16 protein-coding genes are annotated in these 20,835 nt (G+C 58.3%); 6 read left to right on the top strand and 10 right to left on the bottom strand.

Annotated elements, in window-relative coordinates; all coding sequences use genetic code 11:
• Positions 1–4: 4 nt before the first annotated feature.
• The 5 genes from nqrE to HMPREF9141_RS03410 all read right to left on the bottom strand — a co-directional run bounded on the left by nqrE (position 5) and on the right by HMPREF9141_RS03410 (position 4,788).
• A complete protein-coding gene (gene nqrE, locus HMPREF9141_RS03430; protein ID WP_013671860.1) occupies positions 5–631 on the bottom strand; it encodes an NADH:ubiquinone reductase (Na(+)-transporting) subunit E in 627 nt (208 codons plus the stop codon).
• Between the two features lie 2 nt (positions 632–633).
• A complete protein-coding gene (locus HMPREF9141_RS03425) occupies positions 634–1,263 on the bottom strand; it encodes an NADH:ubiquinone reductase (Na(+)-transporting) subunit D (RefSeq protein WP_007367090.1) in 630 nt (209 codons plus the stop codon).
• A 30-nt stretch (positions 1,264–1,293) separates the two neighbouring features.
• Positions 1,294–2,007: an NADH:ubiquinone reductase (Na(+)-transporting) subunit C gene (gene nqrC / locus HMPREF9141_RS03420; protein ID WP_007367089.1), complete on the bottom strand. Its 714-nt coding sequence runs from the start codon at positions 2,005–2,007 to the stop codon at positions 1,294–1,296.
• Positions 2,008–2,022: 15 nt separating this feature from the next.
• The gene (locus tag HMPREF9141_RS03415; RefSeq protein ID WP_007367088.1) at positions 2,023–3,174 is read right to left on the bottom strand and encodes an NADH:ubiquinone reductase (Na(+)-transporting) subunit B; all 1,152 of its coding nucleotides are present in this window, start codon (positions 3,172–3,174) and stop codon (positions 2,023–2,025) included.
• A gap of 261 nt (positions 3,175–3,435) precedes the next feature.
• Positions 3,436–4,788, bottom strand: a complete 1,353-nt coding sequence (locus HMPREF9141_RS03410) for a Na(+)-translocating NADH-quinone reductase subunit A (protein WP_007367087.1) — start codon at positions 4,786–4,788, stop codon at positions 3,436–3,438.
• A 4-nt stretch (positions 4,789–4,792) separates the two neighbouring features.
• On the opposite strand from HMPREF9141_RS03410, the gene HMPREF9141_RS03405 reads away from it, so the two are divergent.
• From HMPREF9141_RS03405 to HMPREF9141_RS03385, 5 genes are all read left to right on the top strand, one after another.
• Positions 4,793–5,107, top strand: coding sequence for a hypothetical protein (locus HMPREF9141_RS03405; protein WP_156792413.1), 315 nt, complete (start codon positions 4,793–4,795; stop codon positions 5,105–5,107).
• Positions 5,108–5,205: 98 nt separating this feature from the next.
• Positions 5,206–9,633 carry a translocation/assembly module TamB domain-containing protein gene (locus HMPREF9141_RS03400; protein WP_007367085.1) on the top strand — a complete coding sequence of 1,476 codons (4,428 nt, stop codon included), beginning with the start codon at positions 5,206–5,208 and terminating at the stop codon, positions 9,631–9,633.
• 108 nt (positions 9,634–9,741) lie between these two features.
• Positions 9,742–11,523 carry a 30S ribosomal protein S1 gene (rpsA, locus tag HMPREF9141_RS03395; RefSeq protein WP_007367084.1) on the top strand — a complete coding sequence of 594 codons (1,782 nt, stop codon included), beginning with the start codon at positions 9,742–9,744 and terminating at the stop codon, positions 11,521–11,523.
• 332 nt (positions 11,524–11,855) lie between these two features.
• Positions 11,856–12,782 carry a magnesium transporter CorA family protein gene (locus HMPREF9141_RS03390; RefSeq protein WP_007367083.1) on the top strand — a complete coding sequence of 309 codons (927 nt, stop codon included), beginning with the start codon at positions 11,856–11,858 and terminating at the stop codon, positions 12,780–12,782.
• A 158-nt stretch (positions 12,783–12,940) separates the two neighbouring features.
• Positions 12,941–14,830, top strand: a complete 1,890-nt coding sequence (locus tag HMPREF9141_RS03385) for a DUF349 domain-containing protein (protein WP_040554426.1) — start codon at positions 12,941–12,943, stop codon at positions 14,828–14,830.
• A 933-nt stretch (positions 14,831–15,763) separates the two neighbouring features.
• Here the strand turns inward: HMPREF9141_RS03385 and HMPREF9141_RS03380 are convergent.
• The 3 genes from HMPREF9141_RS03380 to HMPREF9141_RS03370 all read right to left on the bottom strand — a co-directional run bounded on the left by HMPREF9141_RS03380 (position 15,764) and on the right by HMPREF9141_RS03370 (position 17,488).
• Positions 15,764–16,015, bottom strand: coding sequence for a hypothetical protein (locus tag HMPREF9141_RS03380; RefSeq protein WP_040554188.1), 252 nt, complete (start codon positions 16,013–16,015; stop codon positions 15,764–15,766).
• A gap of 135 nt (positions 16,016–16,150) precedes the next feature.
• Positions 16,151–16,606: a preQ(1) synthase gene (gene queF / locus HMPREF9141_RS03375; protein WP_007367078.1), complete on the bottom strand. Its 456-nt coding sequence runs from the start codon at positions 16,604–16,606 to the stop codon at positions 16,151–16,153.
• A gap of 189 nt (positions 16,607–16,795) precedes the next feature.
• Positions 16,796–17,488, bottom strand: coding sequence for a queuosine precursor transporter (locus HMPREF9141_RS03370; protein ID WP_007367077.1), 693 nt, complete (start codon positions 17,486–17,488; stop codon positions 16,796–16,798).
• A gap of 185 nt (positions 17,489–17,673) precedes the next feature.
• On the opposite strand from HMPREF9141_RS03370, the gene HMPREF9141_RS03365 reads away from it, so the two are divergent.
• Positions 17,674–18,513, top strand: coding sequence for a peroxiredoxin family protein (locus tag HMPREF9141_RS03365; RefSeq protein ID WP_040554187.1), 840 nt, complete (start codon positions 17,674–17,676; stop codon positions 18,511–18,513).
• A 258-nt stretch (positions 18,514–18,771) separates the two neighbouring features.
• Here the strand turns inward: HMPREF9141_RS03365 and HMPREF9141_RS03360 are convergent, their stop codons facing one another.
• Both HMPREF9141_RS03360 and HMPREF9141_RS03355 read right to left on the bottom strand, forming a co-directional pair.
• Positions 18,772–19,734: a DNA cytosine methyltransferase gene (locus HMPREF9141_RS03360; protein ID WP_007367075.1), complete on the bottom strand. Its 963-nt coding sequence runs from the start codon at positions 19,732–19,734 to the stop codon at positions 18,772–18,774.
• The gene (locus HMPREF9141_RS03355) at positions 19,731–20,801 is read right to left on the bottom strand and encodes a HindVP family restriction endonuclease (RefSeq protein ID WP_007367074.1); all 1,071 of its coding nucleotides are present in this window, start codon (positions 20,799–20,801) and stop codon (positions 19,731–19,733) included. Before HMPREF9141_RS03355 ends, HMPREF9141_RS03360 begins: the two co-directional genes overlap by 4 nt.
• Between the last annotated feature and the right edge of the window lie 34 nt (positions 20,802–20,835).

Genomic DNA, 20,835 nt, shown 5'->3' with positions numbered 1-20,835 from the left:
TCGCTTAGATTTTAAGACCTGAGAAGCACATCATTGCCATTGCCATCAGTCCTACGGTGATAAAAGTGATGCCCAGTCCCTGCAGCGGCTTGGGCACGTCGGAATATTCCATCTTCTCGCGGATGGCGCCCATCGCCACGATGGCCAGCGTCCAGCCGAGGCCGGAGCCGAGGCCGTAGACGAGCGCGTCCCACACGGAGCCGATGTACTGCGTGCTCGAGGGGTCGAGGCCGATGCGCTGCTGCATGAAGAGCGACGCGCCCATGATGGCGCAGTTGACGGCGATCAGCGGCAGGAAGATGCCCAGTGCGCCGTAGAGGGAGGGCGAGAACTTCTCCACCGCCATCTCCACGATCTGCACGATGCCGGCGATGACCGCAATGAAGAGGATGAAACTGAGATAGGTCAGGTCGACGCCGTCGGCCAGACAGTCGGGTCCGAGCACTTTCGTCAGCAGCAGGTAGTTGACCGGCGTGGTGACGAGCAGCACGAAGGTGACGGCCGCACCCAGCCCGAGCGATGTCTTCACGTTCTTCGACACGGCGAGGAACGAGCACATGCCGAGGAAGAAAGCGAATATCATGTTGTCCACGAAGATGGACCGGAAGAATAAACTGATAAGATGTTCCATAATCACTTCTTGTCTTCTTTATAGAAATAAGCACGGTGTACCCAGATGACGCACCCGAGGAGGATGAGCGCCATGGCCGGCATCGTCATCATGCCGTTGTCCATGTAGCCGGCGTCATAGAAACGCTGCGGGAGGATCTTGAAGCCGAGCAGCGACCCGCGGCCGAAGAACTCGCGCACGGCCCCCACGGTGACGAGGATCAGGGCATAGCCCAGTCCGTTGCCGATGCCGTCGAGGAAGCTGGGCCACGGCCGGTTGGTCATGGCGAACGCCTCGAGCCGTCCCATGAGGATGCAGTTGGTGATGATCAGCCCGACGTAGACGGAGAGCTGCACGCTCACGTCGTAGGCCACGGCCTTGAGTATCTGGCTGACGATGGTCACCAGCGCCGCCACCACCACGAGCTGCACGATGATGCGGATGCGGTTGGGGATGGTGTTGCGGATGAGCGAGATGATCACGTTGGAGAATGCCGTGATGATGGTGACGGCAAGCCCCATGACAATCGCCGGCTTCAGCTGCGAAGTGACGGCGAGGGCGGAGCAGATGCCGAGCACCTGGACCAGGATGGGGTTGTCCAGGTTCAGCGGATTGCTGAACACCTCTCTATTTTGCTTTGAGAATAAATCCATTTTTCTTTACGTTCTGAATGGTTGGGATTTTCATTTGCTGTTCAGGAATTTCACGTAGGGCTGCAGACCGCCTTTTTCGGCATGGAGCATCTCCGTCACGCCGTTGCTGGTGAGCGTGGCGCCGGTCACGGCGTCCACCTGCGTGCCGGGGTCGGAGATTTTCTTCTCCACGGAGAGGGCTATCTGCCTGTCGTTGCCGCCGGCGAAGAGGTGCTTGCCCTTGAACTTCGCCTGCCAGGCCGCGTTGTCCTTGATTTCCGCGCCCAGGCCGGCCGTCTCGCTCTCGTGGTTGAAATAGGCCCCGAAGACCGTCCGCCGGTCGCCGTTGATGGCGATGAAGCCGTTGATGGGACCCCAGAGGCCGTTGCCGTAGACGGGGATGACATACTTCTCCTCGCCGTTCACCTTGCAGCGGTACAGGGCGAGCCGTCCGGCCTTGGCATCCTTGCTGTCGAGCCGGAAGCCGGCCTCCACGCCGCCCGGCCGTCCTGTCTCGACGACCTTGCCGCCGGCGTCGATGACGTCGTCGGCGACGATGATCTTCTTCCAGAGTTCCACCGCCTGCGCGTCGGTCATGTCACGGTCCTGGTTGAGCGCGAAGAGAATCTGCTTCTGCTGGTCGAGCTGCACGTTGGCATCCTGCATCGGCTTCAGCGCCTGGAACACGAAGGCCAGCAGGAAGGCCACCACCAGCACGAGGACGGCGGAATAGATGATTGTATAGGAATTGCTGTTTGTTTTCATTTCGTTTCTCCTTGTTTATTTGGCACGCTTGGCGCGCTTGCTGATGTTGGACTGTACGACACAGTAGTCGATCAACGGTGCGAACATATTACCGAAGAGGATGGCGAGCATCATGCCCTCTGGGTAACCGGGGTTGAGGACACGGATGATGATGGCCATCGCACCGATGAAGAAGCCGTAGAACCACTTGCCGGTCTCGGTGCGCGCCGAGGTGACGGGGTCGGTCGCCATGAAGACCGCGCCGAAGCAGAAGCCGCCCAGCACGAGGTGCTCGTACCACTGTACCGGGGTCGCTCCCGTCGCCTGGAAGAGGAGTCCCATGACCGTCCCGCCGAGGAACACGCTGAGCATGGTCTTCCAGCTGGCGATGTCCGTCCAGAGAAGAATGGCCGCACCGATGGCGATGGCGATGACTGACGTCTCGCCGACGGAGCCGGGAATCAGTCCGGTGATCATGTCCTGGAGCGAGGCATTGACCGTCACGCCCTGCCCTATCTGCCCCAGCGGCGTCGCCATGGTGAAGCCGTCGGGGAGCGTGTAGCCCAGTCCGAAGATGGAGTCACGGGCCACCCAGACGCTGTCGCCCGTCATCCGGCTCGGGTAGGAGAAGAAGAGGAAGGCGCGCGCCGCCAGTGCCACGTTGAAGATGTTCATGCCCGTACCGCCGAAAATCTCCTTGGTGAAGATGACGGCGAAGGCCACGGCGAGCACGAGGATCCACAGCGGCGTGGTCACGGGGATGATCAGCGGAATCAGGATGCCCGACACCAGATAGCCCTCCTGGATCTCCTCGCCCTTCCACTGTGCCCAGGCGAACTCGATGCCCAGGCCGACGATGTAAGAGACGAGGATGTTCGGCAGCAGCGCCAGCAGGCCGTAGAGGAACATCCCCCAGCAGCCTGCTTCCGCCAGCTTCCCGGCGGCGGCGGCATTCTGGTAGCCGATGTTGTACATTCCGAACAGCATGGCGGGCACCAGCGCCAGCACCACCAGGCTCATGATTCGCTTCGAGTCGATCGCATCGTGGATGGAGACGCCGCTCCTGGAAGTCTCGCTGGAGACGTAGAGGAACGAATCGAAACCATCGAAGACGCTCTTGAAAGCATGCAGCTTTCCGCCCTCTTCAAAGTTCGGGCGTATCTTATCGAGATAATTTCTTAAACTCATATTACTTTTGTTACAGGGTTCTTAAAGTCTGAAGCTCCTCTCCGGCGGAACCGTCCCGGCCGTTGGGAATCCTGTTCCCAACCGGTTGGGAATCCTGTTCCCGACCCTTGGGAACCGTGTTCCCGGCCGTCGGGAATCCCGGTCCCGGCCGTCCGGGAATCTTCCGTCCGCGCCGAGGAATGACGGCAGGCTGCCGGACAGACGGCTGCGGAGGCCGGACAGGGAGCTGAAGTTGACATCATTGCGGGTCCGTCAAGTCCCCTATGCGTTTTCTTTCCTAAGGATATCCAGTCCCCGGCGGACGATCTTCTGCAGCGGCAGCTTGGAGCTGTCGACGAACTCGGCGAGGGCGAAGTCCTCCGGACTCACCTCGTAGATGCCCAGCTGCTCCTGGCTGTCGATGTTGCCGGAGAGAATCGACTTGACGAGGTACTCGCCGTAGATGTCCATCGGCAGCACCCTGTCGTACTCGCCGCTCATGATCATGTGGCGTTCGCCGCCTTTGATGCGGGCGTCGAGGTCGTACGTCTTTCCGCCCTGCAGCCAGCTGAAGTAGCTGCGCGAGGTGGAGAAGTCGTCGAGCCGGGGGAGCATCCAGCCGAACGCCTCGTGTACGTCGTCGCCCTCCGGAATCACCGTCACCTCAGAAGTGTGGGCACCGAGCACGGCGGCCTCGTCGGCGACGGCACCGGTGAGCGGATTGCCGTTGAGGATGCGCACATGGCGGCCGCCGTCGGCGACGTTGCCGGCCAGAATCTGCTTCAGCGGCGCACCCACGAGCACGTCCGCATAACCGGTCTGCTTCACCCTGCTGCCGGCCACGGCGACACGGCGCATGAGGTTCACCCGCCCGGTGTTGAACAGGCGGCCGAAGAAGATGACGGCCGTGGGATCGACCGTCCACACCACCTCGCCCTTGTTGACCGGTGCGACGTGGTTGACCTGCACGCCGACATTGCCGGCCGGACACGGACCGTCGAAGACGTTCACCTCCACATCCTTCGCCCCGGTCAGGGCTTCCGCCGTCTGCCGCGCACCGATGCCGAGGCAGACCCGGGCGATCCTGGACAGTGCCGTAAGCCCCGTCTGGAAGTCGTGCTCCTGCCCTTTCAGCTCATACTCGAAGTCGCCCTGCAGGGGCTTGTCACGAAGAGCCGACACGAAGATGGCCTTCGGCGCCGTGTCGGGACGCGTGGCGACGGCATACGGCAGCTGGGTGATATACCCGAACAGGCCCGCCTTCAGCAGCCCGTCCTTGACCTCGTCTGCCGACAGGCCCGCCACGTCCTTCACGCCGAAGTCAGCATACTCCTGCTGCGCATCGGCAGTCACCTTCACACGCAACACCTTGCGCCGTTCTCCGCGCTCGACCGCCGAGACGGTGCCGCTCACGGGGGAGGCGAAGCTCACCTCCGGGCAGCCCTTGTCCACGAACAGCGGATCGCCGGCACGGACGTGGTCGCCTTCACGGACGGTCACCCTGGGGGTCACGCCCACGAAGTCGTCGGGCACGAGCGCATACTCCACGGCTGCCTTCACGGGCAGCAGCTGTTCCTGCGCACGTCCTGCAAGGTGAATGTCTAAGCCCTTCCGCAACTTAATTACATTTGCCATAACAATGATAAATCCGATTTTTTATATTATTTCATCTTTAAGATTCCTCTTTCGGAACAAGCCGCACAGCGCCCCGCCCTGCCGGGCGCAGCTTATTTTCTGCAAAAACAATGCAGGCGAGCGCAAAGAAAGCGTGCTTTCAATTTGCCGGGCGCAGCTTATTTTCTGCAAAAATAATGCAAGCGAGCGCAAAGAAAGCGTGCTTTCAATTTGCCGAGCGCAGCTTATTTTCTGCAAAAATAATGCAAGCGAGGGCAAAGAAAACTTGTTTTCAATTTGCCGAGCGCAGCTTATTTTCTGCAAATGTAGCAAAATTTAAATAGATTTGGCATATTTGAATGTAATAATTTGAGCATAAAACGTTTTTTTAGTAGTTTTGTAGACGAATTGAAGAAACTCAGGACATTTATCCGGTGGATGGTATGGACCGTGGCAGGTCTCTACCTCTCCGCCATCGTACTGCTGCACCTGCCGGCAGTACAGGACTTCCTCGCCCGCAAGGCGGCCGGTGCGGCAGGCCGGAAGCTGGGCACGGAGGTGCGTGTAGGACGTATCGACCTGGGCGTTTTCAACCGCTTCGTGCTGGACGATGTCCTCATCTACGACCAGCAGAAGAAGCGGATGCTCTCCGCCTCGCGCATCGGAGCGAAGGTCGACCTCTGGCACCTGCTGCGCACGGGAGAGATCGACATCTCGTCGGCACAGGTATTCGGCCTGAAGGCGGATTTCTACAAGACGGGCCGCAACGCCCGCCCCAACTTCCAGTTCGCCCTGGACTCGCTGGCCTCGAAAGACACCACCGCCCATACCCCGCTCCGCCTCTCCATCAACAGCCTTGTCGTCCGCCACGGAAGCATCCGCTACGACCGGCTGGATGCCCCCCGCACGCCCGGCCGGCTGAATCCGGACCACATCGACGTGAGCGGCATCTCGGCCTATCTCGTCCTCCACGAGCTGAAGGACACCAGCCTGTGGGCCGACCTTTGTACGTTGGCGTTCAGGGAAGCGGCAGGCCTGGAGGTGCGGCAGCTGACGTTCGGCCTGAAGGCCGACCGCCGCCATGCCTCGCTGCACGGCTTCCGCCTCGAGACTCCCGCCAGCCGCATCGCCCTGAAGGAACTGTCGGCCGACTACCGCATGAAAAGGGGACGGCCTGACGGCAGCACGCTGCACTATGCCGTCAGGGGCTTCAAGGCGACCGTCACGCCGGCCGACTTCGCCGCTCTCCTGCCCGCCCTACGCCCTTTCACGACCGCCTGCGAAGCCTCCCTGGAGGCACAGGGCACGCGCCGCTCGCTCCGCATAGAAAGCCTTTCCGTCGCCGACAGGACACTGGCCACACAGGTCAGGGCGAAAGGACGGATACGGCATCTCGACACCCGCCCCGCATGGGACATTTCCTTTACGCCGCTGCGCATCAGCCGCCCCATGATCCTACGCATCGCACAGGCGCTCCGGCAGCCGCTGCCGAAGCCGCTGGAGTCCCTCGGCGGCATCTTCTACCACGGCTCTTTCGCCCATGCCACAGGCAGATACAGCGCAAAGGGACTGCTCAGGACAGGAGCCGGCGACATCCGGCTGACGGCCGCCGTACAGGGGAAGAACGTCCGGGCGAGCGTCCGCACACAGGGATTCGACATGGCGAAAGTGCTTGACAATCCCGACTTCGGGCAGGTCAGCGCCGACCTGCTGGCGGAGGGGAGCACCGACCTCTCCCGCCTCCTTGCGAAGGGCGACATACGGTCGTTCCGCTACAAAGGCTATACCTACCGCAACATCCGGCTGGACGGTGTCTACGCCGGGGATGCCTTCAGCGGGAAGGCATCGATAGACGACCCGAACGGCAGCCTCGCCATCGACGGCAGGGCCGCCAACCTCCTCGCCTTCCTGCACCGGAAAGGAAAGCTGAAGGCCGACCTCACGGTCGACGCCCGGGCCGTCAACCTGCACCGTCTGCAGCTGACGGACGCACTGGGCGACCGCACCCTGTCGTTCAGATCCGTGATCAAAGGGCAGGGGACCGGTCTCGACGACCTGACCGGAAGCCTCGCCGTCAGCGGATTCAATCTGGCAGGCGAGGGGCAGGACATCGCCCTCGACCGGCTGGAGGCGACGGCGGACAACGGCCTCCTCGGCAGGTCGCTCGACGTACGCACTGACTTCGGCGAGGCGCACCTGGCAGGACAGTACGACCCGGCGACGCTGCCGCAGAGCCTCCTCCGGGTGCTGGGGCACTATCTCCCCGGGATCGTCTACCCCCGTCCGGAGTACAGCATCGCAAAGGGGCGGGCGGCCTACGCCTTCTCCCTGCAGCTGGACGACACACGGATGCTCAACCGCCTGCTGCGGACACCGCTCGACGCATCCCGCCCCGTCCGGGTGGAGGGAAAGGTGGACGAACGGCACAACGGCCTGGACCTGCACGTCGACGCACCCGACCTCACCTGCGCCGGACAGCGCCTCCGCCACCTGCTGCTGGATGTCGGCAGCCGGCCGCAGGGGCTGCATGCCGTCCTCTCCGCCGAACGGGAAGGCGGGACAGGGCCGCACGTCCGCATGACGGCACAGGGACACATCGCCGGAAACCGCATCGACTCGGACATCGACTTCCAGCTGCCGGGGCCGTCGCCGGTCCGCGGACACATCAGCAGCACCGCCGCCTTCGAACGCCGCCGGGGCGGACTGGAGACCCGCCTGCACTTCAACCCCTCGACCATCCACTTCGATTCCATCGCCCTGCAGGTGCAGCCGTCCGACCTCTCCTGCCACCGGAACAGGCTCATGATCGACCATTTCGAACTGTCGAACCGCAACCAGCACATCATCGTCAACGGACAGACCTCCGGCAACCCCGAGGACTCCATCCTCATCAGGTTCAGGGAGATCGACATCCCGTATGTCCTCAACCTCGTCAACTTCCACAGCGTCAGCTTCTCGGGGACGGCGACAGGGACGGCCTCCGTCAGGTCGTTCTTCCACCGCCCGCAGATGGAGGCCCGCCTCAAGGTCAACGGCTTCCAGTTCGAGAAAGGCGACATGGGCACGCTCACCGCCAGCGTCGGATACAACGGCCGCGACGGAAGAATCCACATCGACGCACGGGCCGACGACGGCGACGCCCGCACGGACATCAAGGGCTACGTGGACCTCCGCAACAGCTACATCAACCTGCCCGTCTACGCCCACGACACCCACCTCTACTTCCTCCGGAGCTTCTGCGGGTCGTTCATGGACCGGATCCAGGTGCGGGCGAACGGATGGTGCAAGGTCGTCGGGCCGCTCAGCAACGTCAACCTCGAAGGCGACATGGAGGCCTGCGGCAGCGTCTTCGTCAAGCCGGCGGGAGCCGTCTACACCCTGCGCAACGCACGCATCCGCATGATCCCGGACGAAATCCTCTTCGACAGGGACACCCTCACGGACCCGCAGTCGCACATCGGCATCGTCACCGGCGGACTGCACCACAACAGCCTGCGACACCTCACCTACGACATCAACATCGAGGCGAAGAATCTCCTGGCCTACAACTACCCGAAGAAACAGGGAAAGGAGACGTTCTGGGGAGTCGTCTACGGGACCGGCGACTGCCGCATAAAGGGCGGCCCGGGAGAGACGACGATGGACATAGAACTCACGCCGGAGAAGAACACCCGCCTCACCTACGATGCCGCCGCGGCCGGCGATGCGGGGCCGAACAACTTCATCCGGTGGACCGGACTGCCCAAGGACAGCACCGGACTGCCGGACGCCGCAACGGCCGATGCCGCCGGAAGCCCGGAAAAGGCGGCGGTCGTCCTCCCGGGATATGACGACATCCCGAGCGACCTGCGCATGAACTTCCTCCTGCACACCACCCCCGACCTCACCCTCGGCGTGCTGCTCGACGAGACGACGGGCGACAACATCCGCCTGAACGGATCGGGAATCATCCGCGCCACCTATTATAATAAGGGGGCCTTCCAGCTCTACGGGAACTACAACGTCGGACGGGGACAATACAACCTCACCATCCAGGACATCATCAAGAAGCAGTTCGTCTTCCAGCCCGGCTCGACCATCGCCTTCGGCGGCGACCCGTTCAACGCCGCCCTGAACCTGAAGGCCAGCTACATCATCAACTCCGTCCCGCTGGGCGACCTCGGGCTGGGCAGCACCTTCTCGGGCAACAACACGAAGGTGAACTGCCTGCTGGACATCGGGGGGACACCGGGCGCGCCGGCCGTCACCTTCGGGCTCGACCTCCCCTCCCTCTCGCCCGACGCGCAGCAGATGGTGCGCTCCGTCCTCAACTCCGAACAGGAGCTCAACCAGCAGGTGCTCTACCTCCTCGCCGTGGGACGCTTCTATCCGCAGACCAACAACAACAGCACGGCGCAGAAGAACGAGGAACACAGCGGCGCGGCGCTCGCCATGCAGAGCCTCCTCTCGGGGACGCTCTCGCAGCAGATCAACACCGTGCTGTCCAACGTCGTGAAGGACAACAACTGGAACTTCGGCGCGAACATCGCCACCGGCAACGAGGGATTCGACAACGCCGAATACGAGGGAATGCTCTCGGGAAGCATGTTCAACAACCGCCTCCTCTTCAACGGACAGTTCGGCTACCGCAACAACGTGGCGAAGGACAAGGCGTCGTTCATCGGCGACTTCGACATCCGCTACCTCCTCTTCCCGAGCGGCAACGTCGCCTTCCGCGTCTACAACCAGACCAACGACCGCTATTTCACCCGCAACTCGCTGACCACGCAGGGCATAGGACTGATCCTGAAAAAAGACTTCAACAACCTGGGCGACATCTTCGGGCACAGGAAGAAAAAGACAAAAAAAGCCCGGCAAGAACGTTGACGTTCAGAATATTATTCGTAACTTTGCAGCCGACTTGGGCCGTTTCAGCCCATTTCACAGGCAATATAAAGTCGAACTTTATTAATTCAATTATTTTTTAAACACTTTATGACAAATTTCAAAGACGTCCAGAATGTACAGCCTTTAGCTGACTTCAACTGGGACGAGTTCGAGAACGGTGCCAAGAACGAGGCCAGCAAGGACGACCTCACCAAGGCATACGACGAGACGCTCAACAAGATCCAGGAACACCAGGTAGTTGAAGGGACTGTCATTTCGGTCGACAAGAAGGAAGTAGTCGTCAACATCGGCTACAAGAGCGACGGCATCATCCCCGCTTCCGAGTTCCGCTACAACCCGGAGCTCAAGCCCGGCGACAAGGTCGAGGTCTATGTAGAGAACCAGGAGGACAAGCGCGGACAGCTCGTCCTCTCCCACAAGAAGGCACGCCTGCAGAAGAGCTGGGAGAACATCAACAAGGCACTGGAGAACGACGAGGTCATCCAGGGCTACATCAAGAGCCGCACCAAGGGCGGCATGATCGTTGACGTGTTCGGCATCGAAGCCTTCCTTCCCGGCAGCCAGATCGACGTTCATCCTATACGCGACTACGACGTATTCGTCGGCAAGACCATGGAGTTCAAGGTGGTCAAGATCAACCAGGAGTTCCGCAACGTAGTCGTTTCACACAAGGCACTCATCGAGGCCGAGCTGGAGGCACAGCGCAAGGAAATCATCTCCCACCTGGAGAAGGGACAGATCCTCGAGGGTACCGTCAAGAACATCACTTCCTACGGTGTATTCGTCGACCTCGGCGGTGTCGACGGACTCGTACACATCACCGACCTGTCATGGGGCCGCGTAAGCGATCCGCATGAAGTCGTTTCGCTCGACCAGAAGATCAACGTCGTCATCCTCGACTTCGACGAGGAGAAGAAGCGCATCGCACTCGGCCTGAAGCAGCTCACACCGCACCCATGGGATTCGCTCGACCCGAACCTCAAGGTGGGCGACCACGTCAAGGGCAAGGTTGTCGTCATGGCCGACTACGGCGCATTCGTCGAGATCCAGCCGGGCGTAGAGGGCCTGATCCACGTATCCGAGATGAGCTGGAGCCAGCACCTGCGTTCCGCACAGGAGTTCCTGAAGGTGGGCGACGAGGTAGAGGCTGTCATCCTGACCCTCGACCGCGAGGAGCGCAAGATGTCGCTCGGCATCAAGCAGCTCAAGGAAGACCCGTGGGAGACCATCGAGGTGAAGTACCCGGTAGGCTCGAAGCACACGGCAAAGGTACGCAACTTCACCAACTTCGGTATCTTCGTAGAGCTTGAGGAAGGCGTCGACGGCCTGATCCACATCAGCGACCTCTCCTGGACGAAGAAGGTAAAGCATCCTTCAGAGTTCACCACACAGGGTGCCGACATCGACGTCATCGTACTCGAGATAGACAAGGAGAACCGCCGTCTGAGCCTCGGCCACAAGCAGCTCGAGACCAATCCTTGGGACGAGTACGAGCGCATCTACACGCCGGGCTCCGTTCACGAGGGCAAGATCACCGAGTCCATGGACAAGGGCGCCGTCATCACGCTGAACGAAGGCGGTGAGGGCTTCGCCACGCCGAAGCACCTCGTCAAGAAGGACGGCACGCAGGCACAGCTGGGCGAGGTACTGCCGTTCATGGTCATCGAGTTCGTCAAGGACACCAAGCGCATCATCCTCTCCCACTCCCGCACGTTCGAGGAGGTGAAGGACGAACCGCGCCGCCAGCGCAACAGCAACAAGCCGCAGAAGAACGAGACAGCAGCCATCAACAACATCGCTGCCGGCACCTCTCTCGGCGACCTCGGCGTACTGGCCGACCTGAAGAAGAAAATGGAGGAAGGCAAGTAATCCTGCCCCATCACCTATCATAAAAGTACCAGGCCGTTCCGGCCTGGTACTTTTTTTTATCAACGCCTATCACCGCCTTCCCCCGCACATCCCCGCCTATCACCGCTTATCCCCGCCTACCCTCCCCCCAGAAGCCTTAAGAATCCTCCCCCTGCGAAAAACTTATGCGTTTGTTTGCCCCAACCGTTTTTTTTGTCTAATTTTGCAGTCACAAACCAATACTTCATTATAAATGGACGATTATCACGCGGAGAATTTCAATCTGTAGGCGTGAGGACCGCAACCGTGAGCTGCTGATCCCCACACCATCCCTAACTTTGGAGATTAGCAAAATGAAGACATACTGGAACATCAACGGAAACCTGAATGTCATTAAGGAATGGCAGCCGAATTGCTGGATTCAGGTGACCTGCCCGACAGAGCAGGACCAGCAGGAGCTTGAAGACACCTTCCACATCCCCGATTACTTCCTCTCGGACATCAGCGATACCGACGAGCGTGCACGTTACGAGTACGACGACGGATGGATGCTGATCATCCTCCGTATCCCCTACGTGAAGGAGATACGCTCGCGCACCCCCTACACCACCGTGCCGCTGGGCATCATCCACAAGAAGGACGTGACGATCACGGTGTGCAACTTCGAGACCAACATGATGCTCGACTTCGTCAGCTACCAGCAGAAACGGGGGGAGGGATTCACCGACTACGTCGACCTGATCTTCCGCCTCTTCCTGTCGTCCGCCGTGTGGTACCTGAAACGGCTGAAGCAGATCAACACCCTGATAGAGAAAGCCAAGCGCAACCTGGACAAGGGAGTGGACAACGAGAGCCTGGTCGGACTGAGCCGGCTGCAGGACTCGCTCACCTACTTCATTACTTCCATCCGGGGCAACGAGAACCTGCTGGCGAAACTGAAGTTCAAACTGCAGGTAGACGAGCTGGATGCCGACCTGATCGAAGACGTGAACATCGAGATGTCGCAGGCCAGGGAGACGACGAGCATCTACTCGGACATCCTCGAATCCACCATGGACACCTATTCGAGCATCATCAACAACAACATGAACACCGTGATGCGGACGCTGACCTCGGTCTCCATCGTGATGATGCTGCCGACGCTCATCTCCTCCCTCTTCGGAATGAACCTCATCAACGGCATGGAAACCTACTCCTGGGGATTCCCCATCGCACTGCTGATGTCGGTGGTCGTCTCAGCCGCCTCCTGGTGGTTCCTGCGCCGCAAACGCCTGCTTTAGAACGAAGAAACGAAAAAAATCAACGTAATATTAGGTATTTTCAAACTTTTTATATAAGTTTGCAGTTGATATATAAGATGGTGGACGACTGCTGCGCTTTCGCGCAGCAGCCGGAAACCTTAAATGCGGAAAAACCCGAATCACAAACAACAAGTGAAATGATGGACTCTCAAGAGAATGCCCTGAACCAGGGTACGGAAGAAGCTAAACTGTCTGAAGAAGTTGCCAGACCCGCAGCCGCAGAAGAGGCCGGGGCACAGAACGGACAGGCTGACACGGCTGATGAAAGCCAGGACCAGCCAGTTGAAACACAACCTGAAGACGGGAAGGAAAACCCCGCGGCGAAGGCATACGGTTCCAAGAAGGAAATCATAGAACGCCTGAAGGAAATCGCCGGCAGCGACGAGACACCCGAAAAGGCCGAAGTGGACCATCTCAAGACGGCCTTCTACAAGCTGCACTTCGCCGAGCGGGAAGCACAGCAGAAGGCCTACCTCGAAGACGGAGGCGACCCGGAGAAATTCCAGGTGCTGCCCGACGAGGACGAAGAGACCTTCAAGGCCGAGATGACCATCATCAAGGAGAAACGCCAGAAAGCGTTCCTCGCCCTCGAAGAGGAGAAACAGCAGAACCTCAAGAGGAAGGAGGGCATCATCGAACAGATCAAGGCGATGGTGACGACACCCGAGGAAGCCAACAAGAACTTCGACCAGCTCAAGAAGCTGCAGCAGGAATGGAAAGAAATCAAGATGGTGCCGGCAGAGAAAGCGAACGAACTGTGGCGGAACTACCAGCTCTACGTCGAGCAGTTCTACGACCTGCTGAACCTCAACCGGGAGGCGCGCGAATACGACTTCAAGAAGAACCTCGAGAAGAAAACCCGCCTCTGCGAGGCGGCGGAGAAACTGGCCGACGAGCCGGATGTCATCAGCGCCTTCCACCAGCTGCAGGAGCTGCACCAGGAATACCGGGAGACGGGGCCTGTCGCCAAAGAACTCCGCGAACAGATCTGGGCACGCTTCAAGGCCGCCAGCACCGTCATCAACAAACGCCACCAGCAGCACTTCGAGGAACTGCGGAGCCGTGAGGAGGAGAACCTCACGAAGAAGACCGCACTCTGCGAGAAGGTCGAGGAGATCGCCAGACAGGAGAACAAGACCTCGGCCGACTGGGAGAAGCACACCAAGGAGATCATCGCCGTCCAGCAGGAATGGAAGACCATCGGCTTCGCCCCGCAGAAGATGAACGTCAAGATCTTCGAACGCTTCCGCGCCGCCTGCGACGATTTCTTCGGACGAAAAGGAGAGTTCTTCAAGCAGCTCAAGGCACAGTTCGCCGAGAATGCGGAGAAGAAGAAGGCGCTCGTGGAGAAGGCGCAGGCGCTGACCGACTCCACGGACTGGAAGGCGACCTCCGACAAGCTCATCGCCCTGCAGAAAGAATGGAAGACCATCGGCATGGTGCCCAAGAAGCTGGGCGACCAGCTGTGGCACGACTTCCTGACGGCCTGCAACCATTTCTTCGAGGCACGCAACGCCGTACACGCCGGCACACGCAACGAGGAACACGAGAACCTGAACAGGAAGCGTGACATCATCGCCCGCTTGCAGCAGCTCCTCGAGGATGCAGGCGACGACCTCCAGGAGAAGGTACAGCAGCTGACCGAACAGTACGGCAAGATCGGCCATGTACCCTACAAGGAGAAGGACAAGCTCTACAAGGAATACCATGAGGTGCTGGACAGACTGTACAAAGACCTCCATGTGACTGCCGCACGCAGACGCATGGACAACTTCCGCAACAACCTCAAGAAGGTGGCCGACCGGGGAGCTGACGCCCTCGACAACGAGCGGGGCAGGCTCATGCGCCGGTTTGAACAGCTGAAACAGGAGGTGAACACCTACGAGAACAACCTCGGATTCCTCAACATCAGTTCAAAGAAAGGGAACAGCCTCATCGACGAGATGAACCGCCGCATCCAGAAGCTCAAGGACGACATGGAGGAAGTGAAGCAGAAGATCAAGGCCATCGATGCCGAGAACAAATAAGGGGGGACGGCACTGCCTCTGACGGGGCATCCGCCCCTTCAGAACGGCAGATGCGGCATCCGCCTGAAGGCGGCGCCATTGCCGGGCAATGTGCCGGCCACCGGCCGCAGACAGCTCCTCCCCGAACAGGAAAAGACCCTTCCGGTACTCAAAAGCGAGTGCCGGAAGGGTCTTTTTTCATGGTTCTTCCGTTAAATGCGCAGATGGGAAATGGAATAAAGGCTCATGCGCTTGCAGGGTGGGATTATCCAAGGTCAGATGGCCTTACAAAGGAAGATAGACTACAGGATAAAATGCAGAAAAGGCAGATTGATACGATGTCTGTCCATCAGCATGTCTTTCCGTCTTTTACAGACATCCAATGGCGTTTGTAAACATTTTTATGCAGTCCAAAGCTGGCACATGCTCTTTTAGCTTCTAAAAGATGCCTGATTGACTTGCAACCGGTGCTCTTTTGAGCCGTTACCAACGCCCTTTTGAAGTCCAATCAGGCACCTTTTCCGAACGGCTCAATAACCCATTGACTGACTGCTGGTTACGAACCTGCTTTTTACACGTGTTTTTCATTTTCGCAGATGATCTGTCCGAAACGGTGTAATGGTTTTTCAAAATCCTGTCTGTATTCCCGACATATTAAATTGAAAAGGTCTTTGCATCGGAGGATGATGACAGAACAGGCAGTTGACAGCCTCGCTATGTTTTCGTTGAACGACCCACGCCGGTTCTCCCGTCAAAGCTATACGAAAAGCATCCGCGCATTGAACGGAAGACCCGAAAATAAAGGCAAAGACATCCATGGGAAAGTATATTGTATTTGATTGTAACATGGACTTGCAGGAGATAACAAAGGCAAAGACATCAAAGGATAAATGGAAGTTCTTGCAAAAGGGGGTTTCCTGACGGTACGCTCGAAGTCCTTTGAATATTCGACTTTCATACCCCAAGCCAGTTTTCAAAGTCTTTCTTTTCCTCTTCGTTCAAGAATACCTGTCCGTCAGGACGGTTTTCTACCAGCCACGTATATGCTTTGCTGTCGTCATAGTCTTCCGCCACTCTGTCGAGAAGCCCCTCGATGAGACGCTTCAGGTTCGTCCCCTTGTTCGCTGCCATTAGAGAGAGGGAACGGAAAGTGTCGCCTTTCAGGTCTATGACCTTTCTTCTGTTGGGTAATACGGCTGTTTCCATAGACTTTGCTTTTAATCCACTGCAAATATATATAATATATACAAATTTCCAAAGGGATTTTTCTGGTGCATTCCCGACCATGCGATGCGCGGCTGCTGCCGTCCGGCAGACAGTCTCCGCACCAGACAGCTCCGGCTACACGTGATCCACAAACCGCTGTTCGGCCAGCTTCTCGTACTTCGTACCCTTGCGGCCGTAGTTGGCGTACGGGTAGATGCTGATGCCGCCGCGGGGAGTAAACAGTCCCGTCACCTCAATATACTTGGGATCCATCAGCCGGATGAGGTCCTTCATGATGATGTTCACGCAGTCTTCGTGGAAGTCGCCGTGATTGCGGAAGCTGAAGAGGTAGAGTTTCAGGCTCTTGCTCTCCACCATGCGGACATCGGGGACATAGGAGATGCGGATCTCGGCGAAGTCGGGCTGCCCGGTAATCGGACAGAGGCTCGTGAACTCCGGACAGTTGAACCGTACCCAGTAGTCGTTCCCGGGATGTCTGTTGGCGAAAGTCTCCAGCACTTCGGGTGCATAGTCCGTCTTGTATGCGGTCTTCGTCCCCAAGGACTTCAGACCTTCTTCGTTTCTTTCCATCTGTTTCAGGAGTTATAGGAGTTGGGCGGTGGGGGGATTCAAAGGAATCGGCGGCCGCCCGGGAAGGGAGGGAGGGGTGTGAGGAATCCGGGGTAGTCAAGGAGCCGAAGGGGGCAGGCCGGCAGCGGATTCCTGCACGACAGGGCGGCCAGAGCCGCCGGCCTGCCCCTCCAACGCCCTTGGCGTCCCTCAGTTCAATGCAAATATCTTCCAGATGCTGTAGTTCACGTCATTGTCGTAGACATCCTCCCCCTCATGCGCCTTCATCGCCTTCACGACGCGGATGGTGACCGGGAGGGCAATGACTTCATAGACGGTCTTCAGGAGCACCTGCCACAGCATCAGCTTCGGGAGTTCCTCGGCCGGCACGACGCCGCCCAGCGCCAGGGGGAAGAAGATGACCGAGTCGCAGCTCTCGCCGGCGACCGTACTCAGGATGGCGCGCCAGGAGAAGTGACGGCCCTCGTCGCGGATCTTCATCCGGCTCATCACGTAGGCATTGGCGAACGACCCCACGATGAACGCCACGAAAGAGGCTGCCGCCACCCGCGGGGCCAGTCCGAAGATGGCATGGAAACCGGCGTCGTTCGTCCAGTAAGGCGCACCCGGAATCCAGTCGCACAGCGCACCCATCGTCACGAAGAAGAAGTTCATCGCGAATCCGGTCCATATCAGCAGGCGCGCCTTCTGGAATCCCCACACCTCACAGACGCAGTCGTTGATGATGTAGGAAATCGGGAAGACGATCAGACCGCCTGTCAAGGAGATGCCTGCCACTGAAATCTGCTTTGTCTCGAGAATGTTTGCCGCAATGAGGCAAACGCAGAAGAGGATGCTGAAAAGCATAAACAGCACACTCACCTGTTGTCTGTTCTTTGTCATTGTCTTGTTTTGTTGAAGGGGGTTGAGCAAGTACCCCTGTTGAAATTAAGCGGCTGCAAAGGTACGCATTTTTATCCGGCCGGCAGGACAAAACACATAAAAAAACATAACAAGGCCTTGAGATAAGCGGAAAATCATTACTTTTGTACCCTCATCAGATTATCGAACTAAATTTAAGGAAGAACATGAGAAAGATCTTTTTAATGACCCTGCTGGCCGCCGCCGCATGGACGGCCAAGGCGCAGGACACGAAACCCTACGAGCAGAAAATGTCCCGGATCGAGGCACAGTATAAGACGCTGGAAGCCGATTTCAAGGCTTTCGGAAAGAAGGACCCCACGACATTCACCGATGCGGAAAAGGCCCGGATGAACGAGATCATGGTGAAGGCCGACTCCCTCGACAAGGTGCAGAAGGCCACCGTACTGGAGATCGTGGAGAAGTTCCGGAACACCAGGTTCCCGGCAAAGTATGTGGCGGACATCATGTACGACGTGGAGTACGACCAGCTCAAGGCACTCTGCGACCCCGGGACCGGCTACTACAACGAGCCGGAGATGACGAAGGTGAAACAGCTCTTCGACTCCTACAAGCTGCGCCAGCCGGGATCCCTGTACAAGGACCTCACCATGGACGACCTCAACGGAAAGCAGGTGAAGCTGAGCCAGTGGGCAGGCAAAGGGAAATATGTGCTGGTGGACTTCTGGGCCAGCTGGTGCGGTCCCTGCCGTGCGGAGATGCCGAACGTCGTCGAAGCCTACAAGCGTTTCAAGGACAAGGGGCTGGAAATCATCGGCGTCAGCTTCGACAGCAACAAGCTGCAGTGGTCGGCTGCCGTAGAGAAGCTGGGGATGACCTGGCCGCAGATGTCCGACCTCAAGGGATGGCAGTCGGCAGCCGGGGCCGTCTACGGCATCCGCAGCATCCCGTCCAACATCCTGCTGGATCCCGAAGGCAGGATCGTCGCCATGGATCTCAGGGAGGCAAAACTGCTGGACGTGCTGGCAGAGAAGCTGAAGCAGTAAACGTCCTCCGCGGCCATCTCCGGCAGGCCGGACTTCCGGACGTGCCGGCAGGGATGCCGAGACGGCAAATGCGAAACCGCAGCCTGACAGCTTCCGCCCCGCAGGACCGCCAGGCCCCGGAAAACAGAGAAAAGCCCCTTCCGCTACTCAGCCCGAGTAGCGGAAGGGGCTTTTCTCATTCGCATATTTCCGCAGAATCATCCCTGCCCATGCAGAGACGGCCGGCAGGGATGCAGACGGAGAATCGCACGGAATGCCTTAGACGGCAATATGTCCATGTGTCCTCATTGACGGTTCCTGTTTTCCATGCCTGGCAGCCCTTTGCTCGTTTTCAACAATATATTCATTGATGGCATTACCGACATAAGCCGCCAGGCTTACAGGAACGGCATTGCCGACCATCTGCTCCACAGCCGTCTTGTTGCCCGTCCAGTGATAGTCCGACGGGAAAGTCTGTATTGCCGCACGCTCCATCGTCGTAAGCGGACGGATGCCGTCGAGGGTCTTGACAGGATCATTGTGATGAAGTGTATAACCCGAAGGCATGGGACGGTTGACGCCCCTGACGGTCGGCGACGGTTCGTCCATGCTGAACACGCCCCGGCGGGCATAGCTGCGAGGATGACGATAATAGGCATCAATGCCGAGCCTGTCCCCGAAATAGTCGCGCATCGTCATTTCCCGGCCTGCAAGATGCCGTATGAAATACCTGTCCAGAAAACCATCGGCGGCACCGAGCCGTCCCACCATGAAGAAACGCTTGCGCCGCTGGGGGACGCCGCACAGGGCGGCATTGAGCACATGGCAGGACAGACCATACCCTGCATCGTGAAGTATCTGCATGGCTTCAAAGACCTTGCCGTACTTCATGATGTTGGATACATTTTCCATGACGAACCATCCAGGGCGTACCGCAGCGACAATCTCTGCAAAACGCACCGTCAGTATGGCACGCCCGCCTTCCTCGTTGCGTCCTCCCGCCGAACTGTAATCCTGGCACGGCGGCCCGCCTATGATTATTTCCGGTGCATACCGCGCAATGCTTTCCGATGCTTTGCCTGCATCCATCAGGTCGGCTTTATGAACAGGATGCGAGAAATTGAGGCGATAGACATCGGTCGCCGCATCCCAGTTGTCATAAGCTGCAACGACATTATATCCGGCCTGCTGGAAGCCCAGGCTCAAGCCTCCACATCCGCAAAACAAATCAACTGCTTTCATCTATTATTCTTCAATAAATCGGGACTGTTTACCAAGACCGCATCAAACCTCCTCTCCGGACTCAGCAGGTTCTGCCCCCCTCCAAGGATGACGTTCTTGATTTCCTCCTTCCGGATTCTCGGATGATGCTGCTCTTCCGATTTCAGAAAGTGATAGGAACGGTTGCCGGGAATGGAGAAAGCCTTGTCATTGGCCAGGCTGTAAGACTGCAAGCGCACGATGCGCCGGTAGTCGAAACAGCCATGGGCGACATACTCCAGCAACATCCGGAAAATCCAGACAAGGGTACGGTCGGAACGGTCTATCTCCGTGACGGGAGCGTCCTTGACGCACATCTGTATGACGGCGAGGTTCGACCAGACAAACACATCCATGCAATCGTCTTTGAGACGCATCTTCTTGCCGTCCGTTTTCCATACAGGCTGAATGACAAGGGGCCTCTGCCTGGCCGAGAGGTCAGAACAGATGTCGAGGATGCTCTGTCTGATTTCCTCGAAATGCGGCAGCACCTCACCTGCCTCCGCCCAGTTGTTGATCATAGGGACACGATTGAGAAACCTACGCAGTCTCTCTCGCCTGTTTACCGTGTCATAGGCTGAACAGATACTACAGGCGATGTTCCAGACAGTCGGCGGACGCACCACGATCTCACAGCTATACTCTTCTTCCCTCTTCCCTGCGGTGGTATTGTCGGGCATGGCAGTAAGCTTTATCTCAAATCCCGAGAGAACCTCTTTGGAGACATTGTTCATCATGACAAGATCCATTTTCTCACGCGGGCCGGTGTAAAGCGTCGAATAAAAGGGAAACTCTGCCTCGTAGCTGTAATAGGCGCTGTCCGAGAGCGGGTCAATGCCAAAGAGCTTGTCAGCCGCTATATACCCGTGCCTGACCTTGCAGTTGCGGTCTATTTTCAGATAGACCGGTTTGATGTTCCGGGAATACATATAAGCTATGAGAGAGGCAGGGAACGAACTGTTGAACATATTCTTTCCCCAGCTCCGCTTCTGCGTGTAATCACGGCTTGAATGTTTCTGCCCGAACAAAGAGGGTAGCGGCTGTGTCATACGTTTCTGTTTTTTCGGGCAAATTTAATAAATT

It is taken from the genome of Prevotella multiformis DSM 16608 (genome assembly GCF_000191065.1).
Classification (GTDB): Bacteria; Bacteroidota; Bacteroidia; order Bacteroidales; family Bacteroidaceae; genus Prevotella; species Prevotella multiformis.
This window is presented reverse-complemented; position numbering and strand designations above follow the sequence as displayed.